General features: G+C 68.4%; 18 protein-coding genes and 1 riboswitch. Of the genes, 11 read left to right on the top strand and 7 right to left on the bottom strand.

Features of this window, described 5'->3' with window-relative positions:
* From HV742_RS11940 to serA, 4 genes are all read left to right on the top strand, one after another.
* Positions 1-1663: copper resistance system multicopper oxidase (locus HV742_RS11940; protein ID WP_175145248.1), on the top strand; the 1663-nt coding region annotated here is incomplete at its 5' end.
* A gap of 18 nt (positions 1664-1681) precedes the next feature.
* On the top strand, positions 1682-2692 hold the full coding sequence (locus HV742_RS11935; protein ID WP_175145245.1) for a copper resistance protein B: 1011 nt from the start codon (positions 1682-1684) through the stop codon (positions 2690-2692).
* Between the two features lie 18 nt (positions 2693-2710).
* Positions 2711-3181 carry a DUF411 domain-containing protein gene (locus tag HV742_RS11930; protein WP_175145244.1) on the top strand — a complete coding sequence of 157 codons (471 nt, stop codon included), beginning with the start codon at positions 2711-2713 and terminating at the stop codon, positions 3179-3181.
* Positions 3182-3316: 135 nt separating this feature from the next.
* Positions 3317-4516: a phosphoglycerate dehydrogenase gene (gene serA, locus HV742_RS11925; protein WP_049070930.1), complete on the top strand. Its 1200-nt coding sequence runs from the start codon at positions 3317-3319 to the stop codon at positions 4514-4516.
* A 164-nt stretch (positions 4517-4680) separates the two neighbouring features.
* On the opposite strand, the gene HV742_RS11920 is transcribed toward serA, so the two are convergent.
* Complete coding sequence (locus HV742_RS11920) at positions 4681-5556, bottom strand: LysR family transcriptional regulator (protein ID WP_169538067.1); 876 nt, start codon at positions 5554-5556, stop codon at positions 4681-4683.
* A gap of 141 nt (positions 5557-5697) precedes the next feature.
* Here HV742_RS11920 and HV742_RS11915 point away from each other — a divergent pair, with 141 nt between their 5' ends.
* Genes HV742_RS11915 through HV742_RS11900 form a run of 4 tightly spaced genes read left to right on the top strand, consistent with a single transcriptional unit; the run spans position 5698 to position 8713 of the window.
* On the top strand, positions 5698-6129 hold the full coding sequence (locus HV742_RS11915; RefSeq protein ID WP_049070928.1) for a VOC family protein: 432 nt from the start codon (positions 5698-5700) through the stop codon (positions 6127-6129).
* A 24-nt stretch (positions 6130-6153) separates the two neighbouring features.
* Positions 6154-6888, top strand: coding sequence for a 5-oxoprolinase subunit PxpB (gene pxpB, locus HV742_RS11910; RefSeq protein ID WP_175145242.1), 735 nt, complete (start codon positions 6154-6156; stop codon positions 6886-6888).
* On the top strand, positions 6885-7886 hold the full coding sequence (locus tag HV742_RS11905) for a 5-oxoprolinase subunit C family protein (protein WP_063584598.1): 1002 nt from the start codon (positions 6885-6887) through the stop codon (positions 7884-7886). Before pxpB ends, HV742_RS11905 begins: the two co-directional genes overlap by 4 nt.
* Positions 7887-7942: 56 nt before the next feature.
* Positions 7943-8713: a LamB/YcsF family protein gene (locus HV742_RS11900; protein ID WP_063580559.1), complete on the top strand. Its 771-nt coding sequence runs from the start codon at positions 7943-7945 to the stop codon at positions 8711-8713.
* Positions 8714-8819: 106 nt separating this feature from the next.
* On the opposite strand, the gene HV742_RS11895 is transcribed toward HV742_RS11900, so the two are convergent.
* Complete coding sequence (locus HV742_RS11895) at positions 8820-9545, bottom strand: GntR family transcriptional regulator (RefSeq protein ID WP_049077407.1); 726 nt, start codon at positions 9543-9545, stop codon at positions 8820-8822.
* Between the two features lie 85 nt (positions 9546-9630).
* Positions 9631-10269: a trimeric intracellular cation channel family protein gene (locus tag HV742_RS11890; RefSeq protein ID WP_049070921.1), complete on the bottom strand. Its 639-nt coding sequence runs from the start codon at positions 10267-10269 to the stop codon at positions 9631-9633.
* A gap of 232 nt (positions 10270-10501) precedes the next feature.
* Between HV742_RS11890 and HV742_RS11885 the strand changes: the two genes are divergently transcribed.
* Positions 10502-11371, top strand: a complete 870-nt coding sequence (locus HV742_RS11885) for a universal stress protein (RefSeq protein WP_049070920.1) — start codon at positions 10502-10504, stop codon at positions 11369-11371.
* 37 nt (positions 11372-11408) lie between these two features.
* On the opposite strand, the gene HV742_RS11880 is transcribed toward HV742_RS11885, so the two are convergent.
* From HV742_RS11880 to HV742_RS11865, 4 genes are all read right to left on the bottom strand, one after another.
* The gene (locus HV742_RS11880; RefSeq protein WP_081330420.1) at positions 11409-12689 is read right to left on the bottom strand and encodes a muropeptide transporter; all 1281 of its coding nucleotides are present in this window, start codon (positions 12687-12689) and stop codon (positions 11409-11411) included.
* Positions 12690-12758: 69 nt separating this feature from the next.
* Positions 12759-13373, bottom strand: coding sequence for a methionine biosynthesis protein MetW (gene metW / locus HV742_RS11875; RefSeq protein WP_049070919.1), 615 nt, complete (start codon positions 13371-13373; stop codon positions 12759-12761).
* A complete protein-coding gene (gene metX, locus HV742_RS11870) occupies positions 13370-14641 on the bottom strand; it encodes a homoserine O-succinyltransferase MetX (protein WP_063584595.1) in 1272 nt (423 codons plus the stop codon). The genes metW and metX overlap by 4 nt, the downstream gene beginning before the upstream one ends.
* A riboswitch (SAM riboswitch) is annotated at positions 14631-14712 on the bottom strand. Its footprint overlaps the gene before it by 11 nt.
* A gap of 157 nt (positions 14713-14869) precedes the next feature.
* Positions 14870-15625, bottom strand: a complete 756-nt coding sequence (locus tag HV742_RS11865) for a GntR family transcriptional regulator (protein WP_054503569.1) — start codon at positions 15623-15625, stop codon at positions 14870-14872.
* 182 nt (positions 15626-15807) lie between these two features.
* Here HV742_RS11865 and HV742_RS11860 point away from each other — a divergent pair, with 182 nt between their 5' ends.
* Positions 15808-16089: a UxaA family hydrolase gene (locus HV742_RS11860; RefSeq protein ID WP_026385179.1), complete on the top strand. Its 282-nt coding sequence runs from the start codon at positions 15808-15810 to the stop codon at positions 16087-16089.
* A 30-nt stretch (positions 16090-16119) separates the two neighbouring features.
* Positions 16120-17295, top strand: coding sequence for a UxaA family hydrolase (locus HV742_RS11855; protein WP_054433131.1), 1176 nt, complete (start codon positions 16120-16122; stop codon positions 17293-17295).
* Positions 17296-17297 lie beyond the last annotated feature (2 nt).

Genomic DNA, 17297 nt, shown 5'->3' with positions numbered 1-17297 from the left:
CCGCTGGCGCGCCGCCGCCGCGAGCCGGCACGCGGCCCCCGCCCTGCCCGCCGAACTGCGCGGCACCGAATTCCACCTGGAGATCGGCGAAACCCCGGTGAACTTCACCGGCGCGGCCCGCATCGCCACCACCGTCAACGGCCAAGTGCCGGCCCCGCTGCTGCGCTGGCGCGAGGGCGACACGGTCACGCTGCACGTCACCAACCGCCTGCGCGAACAGACCTCGATCCACTGGCACGGCATCCTGCTGCCCACGGAAATGGACGGCGTGCCGGGCCTGAGCTTCCCGGGCATCGATCCTGGCCAGACCTTCACCTACCGCTTCGACGTGCGCCAGAGCGGCACCTACTGGTATCACAGCCATTCGGGTTTCCAGGAGCAGACCGGCCTGTACGGCGCCATCGTCATCGACCCGAAGCGGCGCGACCCCATCGCCGCGGACCGCGACTACACCGTGCTGCTGTCGGACTGGACGGACGAAGACCCGATGCGGGTGTTCGACAAGCTCAAGGCCATGCCCGACTACTACAACCGCAACCAGCCCAGCGTCCAGGGCCTGATGCGCGAGGCGGATGAGAAGGGCTGGCGCGCGGCGCTGTCCGAGCGCCTGATGTGGGAACGGATGCGCATGAACCCGTCCGACCTGGCGGATGTATCGGGCGCCACCTACACCTTCCTGACCAACGGCGCGACGCCGGCCGGCAACTGGACCGGCCTGTTCAAGCCAGGCGAGCGCGTGCGGCTGCGCTTCATCAACGGCTCGGCCATGACGTACTTCGACGTGCGCATCCCCGGCCTGAAGATGACGGTGGTGGCGGCCGATGGCCAGGACGTGCGGCCGGTCGATGTGGAAGAATTCCGCATCGCCGTGGCCGAGACCTACGACGTGATCGTCGAGCCCGCCGAGGACCGCGCCTACACCATCTTCTCGCAGGCCATGGACCGTTCCGGCTACGCCCGCGCCACCCTGGCGCCGCGCCCCGGCATGCAGGCCGATGTGCCGGCCGTCGATCGCGTGCAGTTGCTCGGCATGATGGACATGGGCATGAAGCACGACATGGCCAGCATGAACCACGGCGCCATGCCCGGCATGGACCATGGCAGCTCCCACGACAGCGGCGCCGGCCAGGGCGGCATCGTCGAGGTCAGGCACCCCTATCCCGAGGAGCGCGGCCCCGGCAACTCGATGCTGCCCGACGTGGTGTCCACCCGCCTGGACGACCCCGGCATCGGCCTGCGCGACAACGGCCGCCGCGTGCTGACCTACGCCGACCTGCGCTCGATCCGCGAACCCGACGACAACCGCGCGCCGACCCGCGAGATCGAACTGCACCTGACCGGCAACATGGAGCGCTACATGTGGTCGTTCAACGGCGTGACGTTCTCCGACGCCAAGCCCATCGTGCTGCGCCATGGCGAGCGCGTGCGCTTCGTGCTGGTCAACGACACCATGATGACCCACCCCATCCACCTGCACGGCCTGTGGAGCGACCTGGAATCGCCCGACGGCGCCTTCCAGGTGCGCAAGCACACCCTGTCGCTCAACCCCGCGCAGCGCCTGAGCTACCGCGTCAGCGCCGATGCGCGCGGCAACTGGGCCTACCACTGCCACCTGCTGTACCACATGGAGGCCGGCATGTTCAGGGCGGTCGTGGTGGAGTAGGCGATGAGAAACCGGACTATGCGCCCCCCCTTTCCCCCGTTCCGCCACGCCGCGCTGGCCAGCGCCCTGCTGGCGGCCCTGGCCGGCCAGCCGGCCCTCGGCCAGGCCGCGGGCGACCACGCCGGCATGGATCATGGCTCGATGCCGGACATGAACCCCGGCGGCGCCCCGCCCCAGCCCGCGATGCCACCCGGCATGGACCATCTCTCCATGCCCGGCACGAATCCCGGCGGCGCCAAGCCACAGCCCGCGATGCCGCCCGCCATGGATCATTCCGCCATGCCCGGCATGGACCACGGCGCGCCCGCCGCCCCGCCGGTCGGCAGCCTGCCGTCCAGCGACGGCGCGGGCCCGCGCGGCTACGACAGCTACGGCATCCACCCGCACATGATGGACAAGGATGCGTCATCGCGGCTGCTGTTCGACAAGTTCGGCTGGTCGCGCAACCGCGACGGCCAGAACGCGCTGGAATGGGACGGCCGCTTCTGGTGGGGCACCGCCACCGACCGGCTGGTGGTCAAGAGCGAAGGCGAGCGCGAAAGCGGCGGCGGCTCCGAAGCCAAGATCGAGGCCTTCTGGAGCCACGCCATCTCGCCGTTCTGGGACCTGCAACTGGGCGCGCGCCGCGACGTCGGCGCCGGCCCCAAGCGCAACTGGGCCGCGCTCGGCATCGAGGGCGTGCTGCCCTACAACATCGAGTTCGAGACCACCGCCTACGCCGGGCCGTCCGGCCGCACCGCGCTGGCCATGAAGGCCGAGTACGATCTGCTGCTCACCCAACGTCTGATTTTCACGCCCGAAATCGAGGCCAGCGCCTACGGCCGCAACGATCCCGCGCGCGGCATCGGCGCGGGCCTGTCCAGCGGTTCGCTGTCGCTGCGGCTGCGCTACGAGGTCACGCGCCAGTTCGCGCCCTACGTCGGGGTATCCTTCGAACGTAAGTTCGGCCGCACCGCGGACTATGCCTCCGCCGCCGGCCAAGGTCGCTCGCAGGCCGCCGTGCTGGCGGGCGTGCGCTTCTGGTTCTGATCCTTCTCGCGGAGACCCATGAAAAAAATCCTCACCCCTGCCCGCCTGCTGCTGGCGGCCACGCTATCCCTGCCCCTGTACGCGCCGCTCCTCGCGCAGGCCCAGTCCGCGTCCAAGGTGCAGGTCTGGAAGACCCCCACCTGCGGCTGTTGCGAAGACTGGGTCAAGCACATGCGCGACAACGGCTTCGAGGTCACCACCCACGACGTGCAGGACACCGGCGCGGTGCGCCGCAACGCCGGCATGGCCGACTATGGCTCCTGCCACACGGCCATGGTGGACGGCTATGCCATCGAGGGCCACGTGCCGGCCAGCGACGTGCGCCGCCTGCTGCTGGAGAAGCCCGACGCCGCCGGCCTGGCCGCGCCTGGCATGCCGCTGGGCTCGCCCGGCATGGACGGCCCCGAATACGGCGGCCGCAAGACCCCGCACGATGTCCTGCTGGTGGACAAGCGCGGCGGCGCCAAGGTGTTCCAGGCGTATCGTTGAAGCACCGGGCCGGGGCGAGCCCCGGCCACCCGCCTGAAACAATTCATCCCCACCCGGGCAATGGGTACCTCTTGCTCCGCAGCAAAAATGCGCCACAATAAATAAAACGCATTCTTCACCCGACCCCTGGCAGTCATGGCACACATCGTCCTGTTCGAGAACATCCACCCGAGCGCCCGCGCCGTCTTCGAAGCCGCCGGCTACACCGACATCGTCACGCATGCCGCGGCCCTGCCGCCGGCGCAGCTGCAGGACGCCCTGCGCGGCGCCCACGTCGCGGGCATCCGTTCTCGTACCCACCTGGATGCCGCCCTGCTGTCCGGCAGCCCCGACCTGCGCGTGGTCGGCTGCTTCTGCATCGGCACCAACCAGGTCGACCTCGACACCGCCATGCAACGCGGCATCCCGGTGTTCAACGCGCCGTTCTCCAACACCCGCTCGGTCGCCGAGCTGGTGCTGGGCGAAGCCATCCTGCTGTTGCGCCGCATTCCCGAGAAGAACGCCCGCGTCCATCTCGGCCACTGGGACAAGAGCGCCGCCGGCGCCTTCGAGACCCGCGGCAAGACGCTCGGCATCGTCGGCTACGGCAACATCGGCTCGCAGATCAGCACGCTGGCCGAAGGCCTCGGCATGCGCGTCATCTACCACGACGTCGAAGCCAAGCTGCCGCTGGGCAACGCCCGCCCGGCCGGCTCGCTCAACGACCTGCTGGAACAGGCCGACGTGGTCACCCTGCACGTGCCCGGCGGCAAGTCCACCGAGAACATCATGAATGCGGAGACCATCGCGCGCATGCGCCGCGGCGCCATCCTCATCAACGCCTCGCGCGGCACCGTGGTCGACATCGACGCCCTGCACGCCGCGCTCAAGTCCGGCCACCTGGCGGGCGCCGCGCTCGACGTGTTCCCCACCGAGCCCAAGGGCGCCGACGAACCCCTGGCCAGTCCGCTGATCGGCCTGCCCAACGTCATCCTGACCCCGCACATCGGCGGCAGCACGCAGGAATCGCAAGAGAACATCGGCCGCGAAGTGGCCGAGAAGCTGGTGCGCTTCCTGCAGGCCGGCACCACCAAGGGCGCGGTCAACTTCCCCGAGCTGCCCTACCTGGAGCCGGCCGGCGCCACCCGCATCCTGCATGTGCACCGCAACGCCCCCGGCGCGCTCGGCACGCTGGACAACCTCATGGCACAGCACGGCCTGAACATCGTCAGCCAGACGCTGCAGACCAAGGGCCAGATCGGCTACGTGATCACCGACGTCGAAGGCCAGGTCGATGACCTGGTCATGACGACGCTGCGCGATCACCCGATCACGGTGCGTTGCGACCGGCTGTAAACGGGTTCAAGCCAGCAAAAGGCCCGCTTGCGCGGGCCTTTCTTTTTCATGCATGGCGTTAACGACGCCAAGGCGGCGCGGTCGCGGACAACGCGGCCGGAAGGCATGGCCATGCCCCGGCCGCCGCGGGACCTTGCCGTGCGGTGCTCGGCCACCCGGCTGGCTCAGGGCGCCAGCGTGGCCCCCGCCGCCCGCGCCAGGCACTCGGCCATCTTGCCGCGGACGCTGCCCGCATCGAACGGCAACCGCCCGATGAGGCCGATCTCGCGGTGAAACGCCGCCTCGCCCAGCGAAACCAGCCGCAGGCCGTCCAGATCGAGCCCGCGCAATCGCGGCAACAGCGCCACGCCCAGACCGTGCCGCACCAGGTTGGCGATGGCCTCGATCTCATCGAGCTCCACCGCCTCGTGCACCGTGATGCGCTGCTTCTTCAGGAACAGGTCCACCACGCGCCCGCCGAAGGAGGCGCGGTCGTAGCGGATGAAGGGTTGCGCGGCCAGCGCCTCGCGCCACGGCGCGGGCGGCATCGCGGCCGGCATCGCCAGCACCACTTCCTCGCGCAGCAGTGGCTGCCAGCCCAGCTCCGGCGGCAGCGCGAACGGCGGCCGGATCAGCAGCGCCATGTCGACCTCGCCGGCGTCCACCTGTCCCAGCAGCGACAGCGACACCCCTGGCACGATGCGCACCCGCACGTCGGGATAGCCGGCGCGGAACTCGCCCAGCGCCCGCACCAGCAGGTCCTGCTGCACCGAGGCGATGGCGCCGATGCGCAGCGAACCGCTGACGTGGCCGGCCCCGGCCGTGGACGCCATGCGCTCGGCCATGGCCACCAGTTCCTCGGCCTGCGGCAGCATCTCGCGGCCATGGTCGTTCAGCACGGCGGCGCGCGCGCTGCGGTCGAACAACGCCACGCCCAGGTAGTCCTCCAGGCGCTTGATCTGGGCGCTAACGGCGGACTGGGTCAGGCCCAGCTGCGCGCCGGCGCCGGTGAAAGTGCCGTCGCGCGCCACGGCGATGAAGGTCTTGAATTCTTTGATCACGATCAATATTTTCGATGCTAAGACACAAAAAATATCGTTTTTCAATCAAAAAAACAATTCATAAACTATTGACTCCGGACACGCCCCGATGGTGACGGTCCGCATTCTGAATTACCTTTTCCGCCTTATCCGGAGCTTTTCATGACCGCTCAAACCAACCTGCCGCCGTTCCACCTGGCCTTCCCGGTCCGCGACCTGGCCGAAGCCCGCGCCTTTTATGGCGAAAAGCTGGGCTGTCCGGAGGGCCGCAGCTCGTCCGAATGGATCGACTTCAACTTCTACGGCCACCAGATCGTCGCCCACCTGGCGCCCAGCGAGTGCGGCCACAAGGCCACCAGCGCGGTCGATTCGCACAATGTGCCCGTGCGCCATTTCGGCGCGGTGCTTTCCATGGAACAATGGGAAGCCATGGCCAAGCGCCTGACCGATGCCGGCACCGAGTTCGTCATCGAGCCCTACATCCGCTTCAAGGGCGAAGTCGGCGAACAGGCCACCATGTTCTTCCTGGATCCGTCGGGCAACGCGCTGGAATTCAAGGCGTTCAAGAACCTGGATTCGTTGTTCGCCAAGTAATCCGTCTCTACAGGTTTCGTGCCGTTGAACGCTACATCAGACACTTCTTCTCCGGCCGAAACCGCCTGGCGCATCCAGCCCCAGGGCGACCGCTGCCTGATCGTCTCATTCGGTGACCAGATCGACGCCGCCATCGGCCGCACCTGCCTGGCGGCGGCGCGCAAGCTGCGCGACGCCGGCCTGCCGGGCGTGACCGACGTGGTGCCGTCGTTCGTGGCGGTGGCGGTGCATTACCGGCCCGACGGCCTGGGCAACGGCCCCACCTACGCCGACCTGGCCGAACGCATCGAGACGCTGCTGGCCGACGGCATCCAGGCCGACGCCGCCGCTGGCCGCGAGGTCGACGTGCCGGTCTGCTACGGCGGCGAGCACGGGCCCGACCTCGACGACGTCGCCCGCGCCGCCGGCCTGACTCCCGACGACGTCATCGCGCTGCACAGCGGGCCGCGCAGCATGGTGTTCATGCTGGGCTTCGCCCCCGGCCACGCCTACCTGGGCGTGCACGACGAAAAACTGAACCTGCCGCGACGCGCCTCGCCGCGCACCGCCGTGCCACCCGGCGCGGTGGCCATCGCCAACCGCCAGACCGTGATCTACCCCAACCGCCTGCCCGGCGGCTGGCACATCATCGGCGCCACCCCGCTGACCATGTTCGACCCCGCGCGCGACCCCGCCGCGTATCTGCAACCGGGCGACTCGGTGCGCTTCGTGCCCATCACCCCCGACGAATTCCAACGCCTGCGGGAGGCGCGGCCGTGAGCGTTGCCGTCATCAAGCCGGGCATGCTGTCCAGCTTCCAGAACCGCGGCCGCGAGGGCTACCAGCACCAGGGCATCCCGGCCGCCGGCGCCATGGACGAACGCGCCCACCGCCTGGCCAACGCGCTCGCCGGCAACACCGGCGATCCCGCCACCCTGGAAATGACCCTGACCGGCCCGACGCTGCGCTTCGACGCGCCGGCCTGCTTCGCGCTGGCGGGCGCCGACCTGGGCGCCACGCTCAACGGCCAGGATATCCCCCGGCACCGGCCGCTGGTCGCCCGCGCCGGCGACACGCTGGCCTTTGGCGCGCGGCCGGCCAACGGCGTGCGCGCCTATCTGGCGGTGCACGGCGGCTTTGCGCTGGCGCCGGTGATGGGCAGCGAAACCACCTATCTGCGCAGCGGCTTCGGCGGCTTCGAAGGCCGCGCGCTGGCCAAGGGCGACCAGGTCGGCCTGCGCCACACGCTTGCCGGCCGCGACCTCGATGCGTTGCAAAAGGCCCTGTGGGACCTGCGCATCTACCTGCCCGGCGCGCTCGGCAACAAGCAACGCGACACCATCCGCTTCCTGCCCGGCATGCAGTGGCAGGAATTCTCCGAAGCCTCCCGCCATGCCTTCGGCGGCGCGGAATTCCGCATCAGCCCGCAGTCCGACCGCATGGGCTACCGCCTGCAGGGTCCGGCGCTGTCCATGAGCCAGCCGCGCCAGATGCTGTCGGAGGCCGCCTGCTTCGGCACCGTGCAGGTGCCCTCGGGCGGCGAGGCCATCATTCTCATGGCCGACCGTCAGACCACCGGCGGCTATCCCAAGATCGCGCAGATCGCCACCGTCGACCTGCCCTTGCTGGCGCAATACGCGCCGGGACGCGCGCTGCGGTTCGCCATGATCGAACTCGACGAGGCGCAACGCCTGGACGGCGAGCGCGAACGCGCCTTCGCCCAGTTGCTGGACGCGCTGGCGCCGCTGCGCGCGCTGCTGGGGCCTGGCCACCCGTGAGGCCAGCTCGCACGCGCCCCCCGAATAACAGCCCGAACCTCCACAGGAACCCCATCATGAGCACAAGCATCGACCTGAACTGCGACATGGGCGAAAGCTATGGCGCCTGGAGCATGGGCAACGACGCCGCGGTGCTGGCCTTCGTCAGCTCGGCCAACATTGCCTGCGGCTTCCATGGCGGCGACCCCGCCACCATGCGCAAGACCGTGGCCGCCGCGCTCAGGCAGGGCGTGGCGCTGGGCGCGCATCCCAGCCTGCAGGACCTGGTCGGCTTCGGCCGCCGCGCGATTCCGATCACGCCGGACGAAGCCTATGACATCACGGTCTACCAGATCGGCGCGCTGGCCGGCGTGGCCGCCTCGCAAGGCGCGCGGCTGCACCACGTCAAGGCGCATGGCGCGCTCTACAACATGGCCGCCAAGGACGAGGCCCTGGCGCGCGCCATCTGCCAGGCGGTCAAGGACGTGGATGCCTCGCTACTGCTGTACGGGCTGGCCGGCAGCAAGCTGATCGACGCCGCGCGCGCCATCGGGCTGGCGGCGGCCAACGAAGTCTTCGCCGACCGTTCCTACCAGGACGACGGCTCGCTCACGCCGCGCACCCGCGCCGGCGCCATGATCGAGGACGTCGACCAGGCGGTGGCGCAAGTGGTGCGCATGGTTCGGGAAGGCAAGGTGCGCTCGGTCGACGGCAAGGACGTACCCGTGCAGGCCGACACGCTCTGTATCCACGGCGACCAGCCCAATGCGCTGGTGTTCGCCCGCGCCATCCGCGAAGCGCTGGAACGGGCCGGCATCGCCGTGCGCACGCCGGCCGCGCACGCCTGAAACCCGTCGGCGCCGCCATCCGCGGACGCGGGTGGCGGACCGTCGTGCTTCACTGCGCAGGGTCGGGGCCGCGCCGGCACCTCAAGCGCCGGGCGCGGTCACGGGCTTAGGCGCGCCCGTAGCGCGGCGCGGCCTCTTCGGCATCCTGCAGCGACGCCTCATGGTAGGCCCGCAGGATGCCCGGCAGCACATCGATCACGTAATTGCGCGTCAGCTCGGCGGCGCGGTCGAAATCGCGGCTGGCCAGCGCCTGCGTGATGCCCTGCGTATAGGTCTGCAGGTTGTTCGATGCCATGGTCTGCCGCGCCAAAAGGTAGCGAAGCGGCTCGACCTGCTCGTAAAGCTTGGTCAGCACGTCCGCCAGCGGCGCGTTGCCGGTGAAGCGCGCGCCGGCCAGGTAGAACTCGCGCAGCGCCGCGATATAGGCGCGCACGTCGCGCTTGGCCATGGCGGCGGCGATCGCCTCGTCATAGGTGCGCAGCTCGGCCACCAGGGGCGAGATGTCGTCGATCTCGGCGACCTGGCGGATGCAATAAGCCTCCAGCTCCGCGCGCAGCTTGTACAGGTGGCGGATCTGGGTTTCGGAATACAGGGTGACCCGGAAGCCTTTGCGTTGGACGTGGGTCACCAGGCCGCTCAGTTCCAGCAGACGCAGCGCTTCCCGGATGGGGCTGCGGCTGGTGCCGAAACGCTGCTCCAGTTCCTGTTCCCGCAATGGCTGCCCGGGCCTGATAGTGCCATCCACTATCAACTCACGAATCTGTTCCTGTAGGAAATACGGAATCGTGGCGGGCGCTTTGACGTCCAATCGGCTCCCCTTGTACTGCGTGATGCAAGTATTGCGACAGCGACAAGATACTAGAAATCTATTGAAACACAAATAGGAAAATTGTTGCAGGAGCGCGTGCCGGGAAATCTCAGTGCCAGTCGTCGCGGTATACGAACTTCGGCATCTGCCAATTGAAGCGCAGGGCCAGCAGGCGCAGCGCCAGCCCGACCGCCAGCGCGATGGGCACGGCCGCGTTGGCCGGCAGTCCCAGGGACTGCGCGCCCAGGTAGAGTGCTCCGGTCACCACCGACACGCTGGCATACAGTTCCTTGCGGAACAGCAGCGGCACCTCGTTGCAGAGCACGTCGCGCAAGACCCCGCCGGCGCAGCCGGTGATCATGCCGCTGATCAGCACGACCGTGATCGGCAGCTGCATCAGCTGCGCCACCTGGCAGCCGATGACCGTGAATGCCACCAGGCCCAGCGCGTCCGCCAGCAGGAACACGCTGCGCAGGCGCCGCATCACCGGCGCGATCAGGGCGGTCAGCAAGGCCGCGCCCGCCGTCATCCACAGGTATTCGGGGTGCACCACCCAGGTCAGCGGATAGTGACCCAACAGCACATCGCGCAGCGAGCCTCCGCCCAGCGCGGTAACGCAGGCGATGATGCAGACGCCCATCCAGTCCATGTCGCGCCGGCCGGCCGACAGCGCCGCCGTCATGGCTTCGGCCACGATGGCGACCAGGTACAGGGTGTGCAGCAGGGCAGGAGAAAGGTCGTAGAACATGAAACAGGTGGGCGATGGACGAAGCCGCGGCGCGGCAGGCCCCATTGTATTGACAGCCCACGGGCCGGGCGATTGCTCCCCGCCCGATCCTCCCTTACCCTGGAAGCGCGTTGATATCGGTCAAGCCCCTGTCCATGCCCCGGCGGGACAATGGGGATGTGCCCGCAAGGGCGATTTCGGCCACCGGCGGGCTAGCGGGAGCCACCGGCGGGCCCCATATCGGGAGAAACGTATGTCGCAACAACCTGGTCCCATCCTACTGGCCACCGACCTCAGCGCGCGGGGCGATCGCGCCCTCGATCGCGCGCTGCAACTGGCCAAGGAACTCGATACCAAGCTGGTCGTGCTGCACGTGATGGAAAGTCACGGCGTATCGCCGCGCCTGACCACGCCGGTCTGGCGCCGCCTGGCCGCCGACCACAAGGCGGTGGCCGAACGCGAGCTGGCCGAGGACCTCGCCAACGCCGGCGTCGCCACCGAAGTCGTGGTGGTCTCGGGCGATCCGCTGGTGCGCATCATGGAAACCGCCGACAGCTTCGGCTGCTCGCTGATCATCGCCGGCCTCGCCCGCGACGAAACCCTGGGCCGTCTGCTGCTGGGCACCACGGTCGAAAAACTGGTTCGCCAGGCGCGCCAGCCGGTGCTGGTGGTCAAGAACCGGCCGCGCAAGCCGTACCGCGACGTGCTGGTGGCCACCGACTTCTCGGCCGGCTCGCGCCGGGCGCTGCGCGCCGCGCTGCAACTGGTGCCCAACGCCGACCTGACGCTGTTCCATGCCTATGATGTGCCGTTCCAGGGCAAGAACGTGCCGGACGATGCGGTGACCCGCAGCTTTTATCACGCGGCCGAGCAGAGCTCGCGCGAATTCATCGCCGAAACGCCGGAACTGGCCAACGTGGCGCCGCCCAAGGTGGTGCTGGAATGCGGCCAGCCGGAAACGGTGCTGTCGGAATACTCGTTCAACCACCGTTCCGACCTGGTCGTCACGGGCACCCATGGCCGCACCGGCCTGCTGCGCACGGCCATCGGCAGCGTTGCCGAGCGCCTGCTGGAAGCCCTGCCGAGCGACGTGCTGATCGTGCGCCTGACCGACGAGGCGTAGCCCACCGCCCTGGCGCCGGGTCCTGGCGGGCCTGGCGTCAGGCGTCGCCGTCCTGCATCATGGCCTCGATGCGGCCGCGCAGCAGATACAGCAGCAACAGGCCCGGCAGCGCGATGACGACCGTCACCAGGAAGAATCCGGGCCAGCCCAGATGCTCCACCAATGGCGGCGTCAAAGGCCCGGCCAGATAGGTCCGGCCCACCGCCGACAAGGCCGACAGCAGCGCGAACTGCGTGGCCGAAAAGCGCTGGCGGCACAGGGCCATCAAGAGCCCGACGAAGGCCGCCGTGCCCAGGCCGCCGCACAGGTTTTCCAGCCCCACCGCCGCGCCCATCAGCCAGATGCTCTTGGGGGTGACGGCGATCAGCCAGTAGCCCAGGTTGGACACCGCCTGCAGCAGGCCGAACACCATCAGCGACCGGTACAGGGTCCAGCGCGACATGACGAGGCCACCGGCCAGCGCTCCCACCACGGTCGCGGCCATGCCCATGACCTTGTTGACCGCGCCGACCTCGGTGGGCGTGTAGCCCGCGCCTCGGATCAGGAAGGTGGTCGAGAGCGCGCCGGCAAAGGCGTCGCCCAGCTTGTACAGCACGATCAGCAGCAGCACCGCCAGCGCGCCGCGCCGGGTGAAGAATTCCTGCAGGGGCGCCGACACGGCCTCGCCCAGGCTGCGCGGCGGCTTGGCCACGTGCTCCGGCTCGGGCGCCCACAGCGTCGCCAGCGCGCACAGCAGCATCAGGCCGCCCATCACCACGTAGGTATTGCCCCAGCCGATCCACTGGTCGGCCAGGATCAGCGCCAGCCCGCCCGAGACGATCATCGCCACCCGGTAGCCCATGACCTTGATGGCCGCGCCCGCGCCGCGCTCTTCCTTGCGCAGCACGTCGGTGCAATAGGCGTCGAAGGCGATATCCTGGGTGGCCGAGAGGAACGCCACCAGCACGGCCAGCAGGGCCAGCGTCTGCAGCGCCGAGGACGGCGACAGCGTGCCCATGACCATGATCGCCAGCCCCAGCAGCACCTGCGTCACCAGCATCCAGCCGCGGCGCCGGCCCAGCAGCGGCGGCGCATAGCGGTCCACCAGCGGCGCCCACAGGAACTTGAGCGTGTAGGCCGTGCCCACCAGGGTCAGGAAACCGATCTGCTGCAAGGGCACGCCGGCCACCGTGGCCCAGGCCTGCAGGGTGCCGCTGGTCAGCGCCAGCGGCAATCCGCTGGCGAACCCCAGGACCAGCAGGGGCGCGACGCGGGGACTGGTGTAGACGTTGGATACAGCGGTAATGACGGTCTCCTGAAACGGCCCGGCCGGGCGCACGGACGGGCGCGGCGGGCTTGCGGCATTTTAGGCGCTGGCGCCCGGGCCGTCAGCCTGCGTTTCAGAATGTCAGGGCGAGGCGAAGCGGTACACCGCCAGCGTGCTGCGCCAGCTCGGAAAGGCCTTGATCTCGCGCCCCTCGTTGAAGGTGGCGCGCTCCAGGATGCGCAGGCCGAGTTCGCCAGCCAGCTGCTCGAAATCGCGCAGCGTGCACAGGTGGATGTTGGGCGTGTTGTACCACTGATACGGCATCTGGCCCGTCACCGGCATGCGGCCGCGCAGGATGGCCCAACCGTGCGGCCAGTAGCCGAAGTTGGGAAACGACACCACGCCATGGCGCGCCACCCGCGCCATTTCGCGCAGGATGTGCTCGGTGCGATGCATCGACTGCAGCGTCTGCGACAGCACCACGGTATCGAATTGCTTGTCGTCGAACAGCGCCAGGCCGTCTTCCAGGTTCTGCTGGATCACCTCGACGCCGCGCCGCACGCAGGCGATGACGCAGGTGTCGTCCAGTTCGACGCCAGCGCCGCGCACCTGGCGATGGTCGCGCAGGTGCGCCAGCAGCGCGCCGTCGCCGCAGCCCAGGTCCAGCACCCGGCTGCCGGGTTCGATCCAGCTGGCAATGCGCGCCAGGTCGGGACGCAGCGTATTGACGGCGGGACGGGGAGTCACGGGATTCATGCGGAGCGTCCTTCGGTCTGAGCGGCGTCGGTCAGCCCCAATTCGCGGGCGATGCGCTCGTAATAGCCGCGAACCACGGCATGGTAGCGCGCGTCGTCCAGCAGGAAGGCATCGTGACCATGCGGCGCGTCGATCTCGGCATAGGTGACGGGGCTGGAATTCTTGAGCAGGGCGCGCACGATCTCGCGCGAGCGCTCCGGCGGGAAGCGCCAGTCGGTGGTGAATGACACCAGCAGGAAGTCGGCCTTGGCCGGCGCCAGCGCGCGCGCCAGGTCGCCGCCGGTCTTGCGCGCCGGATCGAAATAATCCAGCGCGCGGGTGATCAGCAGGTAGGTATTGGCGTCGAAATAGCGGGTGAACTTCTCGCCCTGGTAGCGCAGATACGACTCGACCTCGAACTCAACGTCGTAGCCGTAGCGGTAGGCGCCATTGGCGGCGGGTTCGCGCTGGGCGCGGCCGAATTTCTCGGCCATGTCGTCGTCGGACAGGTAGGTGATGTGGCCGATCATGCGCGCCACCGACAGGCCGCGGCGCGGCACGGTTTCCTGCGCGTAATAGTCGCCGCCATGGAAATCCGGATCGGTGATGATGGCGCGCCGCGCCACTTCGTTAAAGCCGATGTTCTGCGCCGACAGGCGCGGCGTGCTGGCGATGACCACGCAATGGGCCACGCGCTCGGGCAGCGTGATGGCCCAGCTCAGGGCCTGCATGCCGCCCAGCGACCCGCCCATCACGGCGGCGAAGCGTTCGATGCCGAAGTGGTCCGCGACCCGCGCCTGCGCCTGCACCCAGTCCTCCACCGTCAGCACCGGAAAGGCGGCGCCCCAGGGCTTGCCGGTCTCGGGATTGATGCTGGCCGGGCCGGTCGAGCCAAAGCACGAGCCCAGGTTGTTGACGCCGATGACGAAGAACACGTTGGTGTCGACCGGCTTGCCGGGGCCCACCATGTTGTCCCACCAGCCGACGTCGCTGGGGCTGTCCGCGGCCTGGCCGGCCACGTGGTGCGAGGCGTTCAGGGCATGGCAGATCAGCACCGCATTGCTGCGCGTGGCATTGAGCGTGCCATAGGTCTCGACCGCCAGCTCGTAGCTGGCCAGCGACTGGCCGCTGAGCAACGGCAGCGGCTCGTCGAAACGCAGGAAGATGGGAGCGACGAGTCCGACGGAACCGGGATCAGCGGCGTCGGACTGCGTGATGGCGGCGGCGGGCAGGGTCGCGAGCGCGGCGCTGGCCGAATCACCGGCCAAATGTTGGGCAGGAGTGGTCATACGGACCTCTTTAGCTGAATTTATTGGAAGGCGCCCGCAAGCGGATCAGGCAAATCGGCGCCGAAAATTGGGTAGTGCGGCAGGAATTCTAGCACTGCTGGCGGCAGGGACGGCAAGCGGCCGGGAACGGCCGCGGCCGTCAGCGCCGTGATCGCGGGAAGGCCCGCATCGGAATGCCAGCCCCCTTCCCCGCCGGCCGCGTCCTTCCGCTGCGGGGCGGCATGCGCCTCAGGCCCCCGCCTCCCAGGGCTCGTGGCCCAGGTATTCGTAGCGTTCGGTATTGACGCGCGAGATGCGCCATTCGACCGGCTGGCGGTTGTACGAATAAGCCACGCGGCGGATCTCCAGCAGCGCCGCGCCCTCGGCCACGCCGAGCCAGCGGGCATGGGCGCGGTCCGCCAGGCAGGTGCGCAGGCGTTCGTCCGTGGCGATGACATTGACGCCGAAGACGTCCTGGTACAGCGCATACAGCGTGCTGGCGCGCTCCCGCAGGTGCGCCTCGGTCATGCCGGGAAAGCGCGATTCCGGCAGGCAGATGTCATCGACCATGACCACGTCGCCGTTCAGCGACAGCATGTTGAGGAACTCGAACACGTAGGCGCCGGCCGGCAGCCCCAGCTTGTCGCGCGCCTCGGCCGAGGCCTTGACGCGACGAAAGCGCAGCAGCTCGGTGGTCGGGTACGACTTGTGGCCGTCCTGGCGCAGGATGCGGAAGAACTTGAAGAAGTGGTGGTTGCGGGTGTGCACCGCCACATAGGTGCCGCGGCCCTGGTGCCGCACCAGGATGTTCTCGGCGGCCAGTTCGTCGATCGCCTTGCGCAGCGTGCCGATCGACACGCCGAAACGCTCGGCGAGGTTCTTTTCCGGCGGAATCGCCTCGCCCTGCTTCCATTCGCCTTGGGCCAGCGCGGCAAGCACGGCCTGCTTGACCTGCTCGTACAAGGGACTGCCCAAAGGCACAGTCGATGACAGGCTGGTGTTCATGGGTGCATCGCAATAAATCCGGGCCTCCAGTGTAGCGGCGCGAGCGGGCCTCACTCAAGTCATACAATTCATATATATGATTTAGTTGACATGCAAAAAAGCCCGCCCTAAGATTTGCCGGACGTTGTGATCCGAAGCGCCCGCGGCACTCCGCCGCGGCGCTCACCCAGGAGGGAAAGACGATGATTCACGCCGTATTGCACGATGCCAAGGACACGGTGGCGGTCGCCGTGGTGGAAGGACTGACCGCCGGAACGGAGCTCAATGCCTGGATCATGGACGAGGACAAGATCATCCATGTGCGGGCCTCGCAGGACATCCCCATCGGCCACAAGGTCGCGATGAAGGACATGGCCGTGGGCGACACGGTCTACAAGTACGGCGTGGACATCGGCCGCGTGGTCGCGCCGATCCAGGCCGGCCAGCACGCCCACGTGCACAACATCAAGACCAAGCGCTGGTAAGCCGATCCTTCGCCCACACAGGAAACCATCATGTCCGTCATCAATGCTCAGACCACCTTCCAGGGCTACCGCCGCGACAACGGCCGGGTCGGCGTGCGCAACCACGTCATCGTGCTGCCCGTGGACGACATCTCCAACGCCGCGGCCGAGGCCGTCGCCAACAACATCAAGGGCACGCTGGCCCTGCCCCACCCCTACGGCCGCCTGCAATTCGGCGAAGACCTGGAACTGCACTTCCGCACCCTCATCGGCACCGGCTGCAACCCCAACGTCGCGGCGGTGGTGGTGATCGGCATCGAGGAAGGCTGGACCAAGCGCGTGGTCGACGGCATTGCCGCCACCGGCAAGCCGGTCATGGGCTTCAGCATCGAACTACACGGCGACCACGACACCATCATGCGCGCCTCGCGCTGCGCCAAGGAATTCGTGCACTACGCCACCGCGCTCACCCGCAGCACGTGTCCCATCTCCGACCTGTGGGTCTCGACCAAGTGCGGTGAGTCCGACACCACCTCGGGCTGTGGCGCCAACCCCACCGTCGGCAACGCCTTCGACAAACTCTACGCGCTGGGCTCGACGCTGGTGTTCGGCGAGACCTCGGAACTGACCGGCGGCGAGCACATCGTGGCCGAGCGCTGCGCCAACGACGCCGTGCGGGAACGCTTCATGTTCATGTTCGACCGCTACCAGGCCATGATCGACCGCTGGAAGACCAGCGACCTGTCCGAATCGCAGCCCACCAAGGGCAACATCGCCGGCGGCCTGACCACCATCGAGGAAAAGGCGCTGGGCAACATCCAGAAGATCGGCAAGCAGTGCCGCGTCGACGGCGTGATCGACAAGGCCGAGATTCCCGACGGCCCGGGCCTGTGGTTCATGGACTCGTCCTCGGCCGCCGCCGAGATGGTGACGCTGTGCGCGGCCTCGGGCTACGCGGTGCATTTCTTCCCCACCGGCCAGGGCAACGTCATCGGCAACCCGATCCTGCCGGTCATCAAGATCTGCGCCAATCCGCGCACCGTGCGCACCATGTCGGAACACATCGACGTCGACACCAGCGCCCTGCTGCAACGCGAAATCGACCTGAACCAGGCCGGCGACAAGCTGCTCGAATGCATGCTGGCCACCGCCAACGGCCGCTGGACCGCGGCCGAGGCCCTGGGGCACCGCGAGTTCGTCCTGACCCGCATCTTCGAAAGCGCCTGACG

The organism is Achromobacter ruhlandii (genome assembly GCF_902859695.1).
GTDB classification, from domain to species: Bacteria; Pseudomonadota; Gammaproteobacteria; order Burkholderiales; family Burkholderiaceae_B; genus Achromobacter; species Achromobacter ruhlandii.
This window is presented reverse-complemented; position numbering and strand designations above follow the sequence as displayed.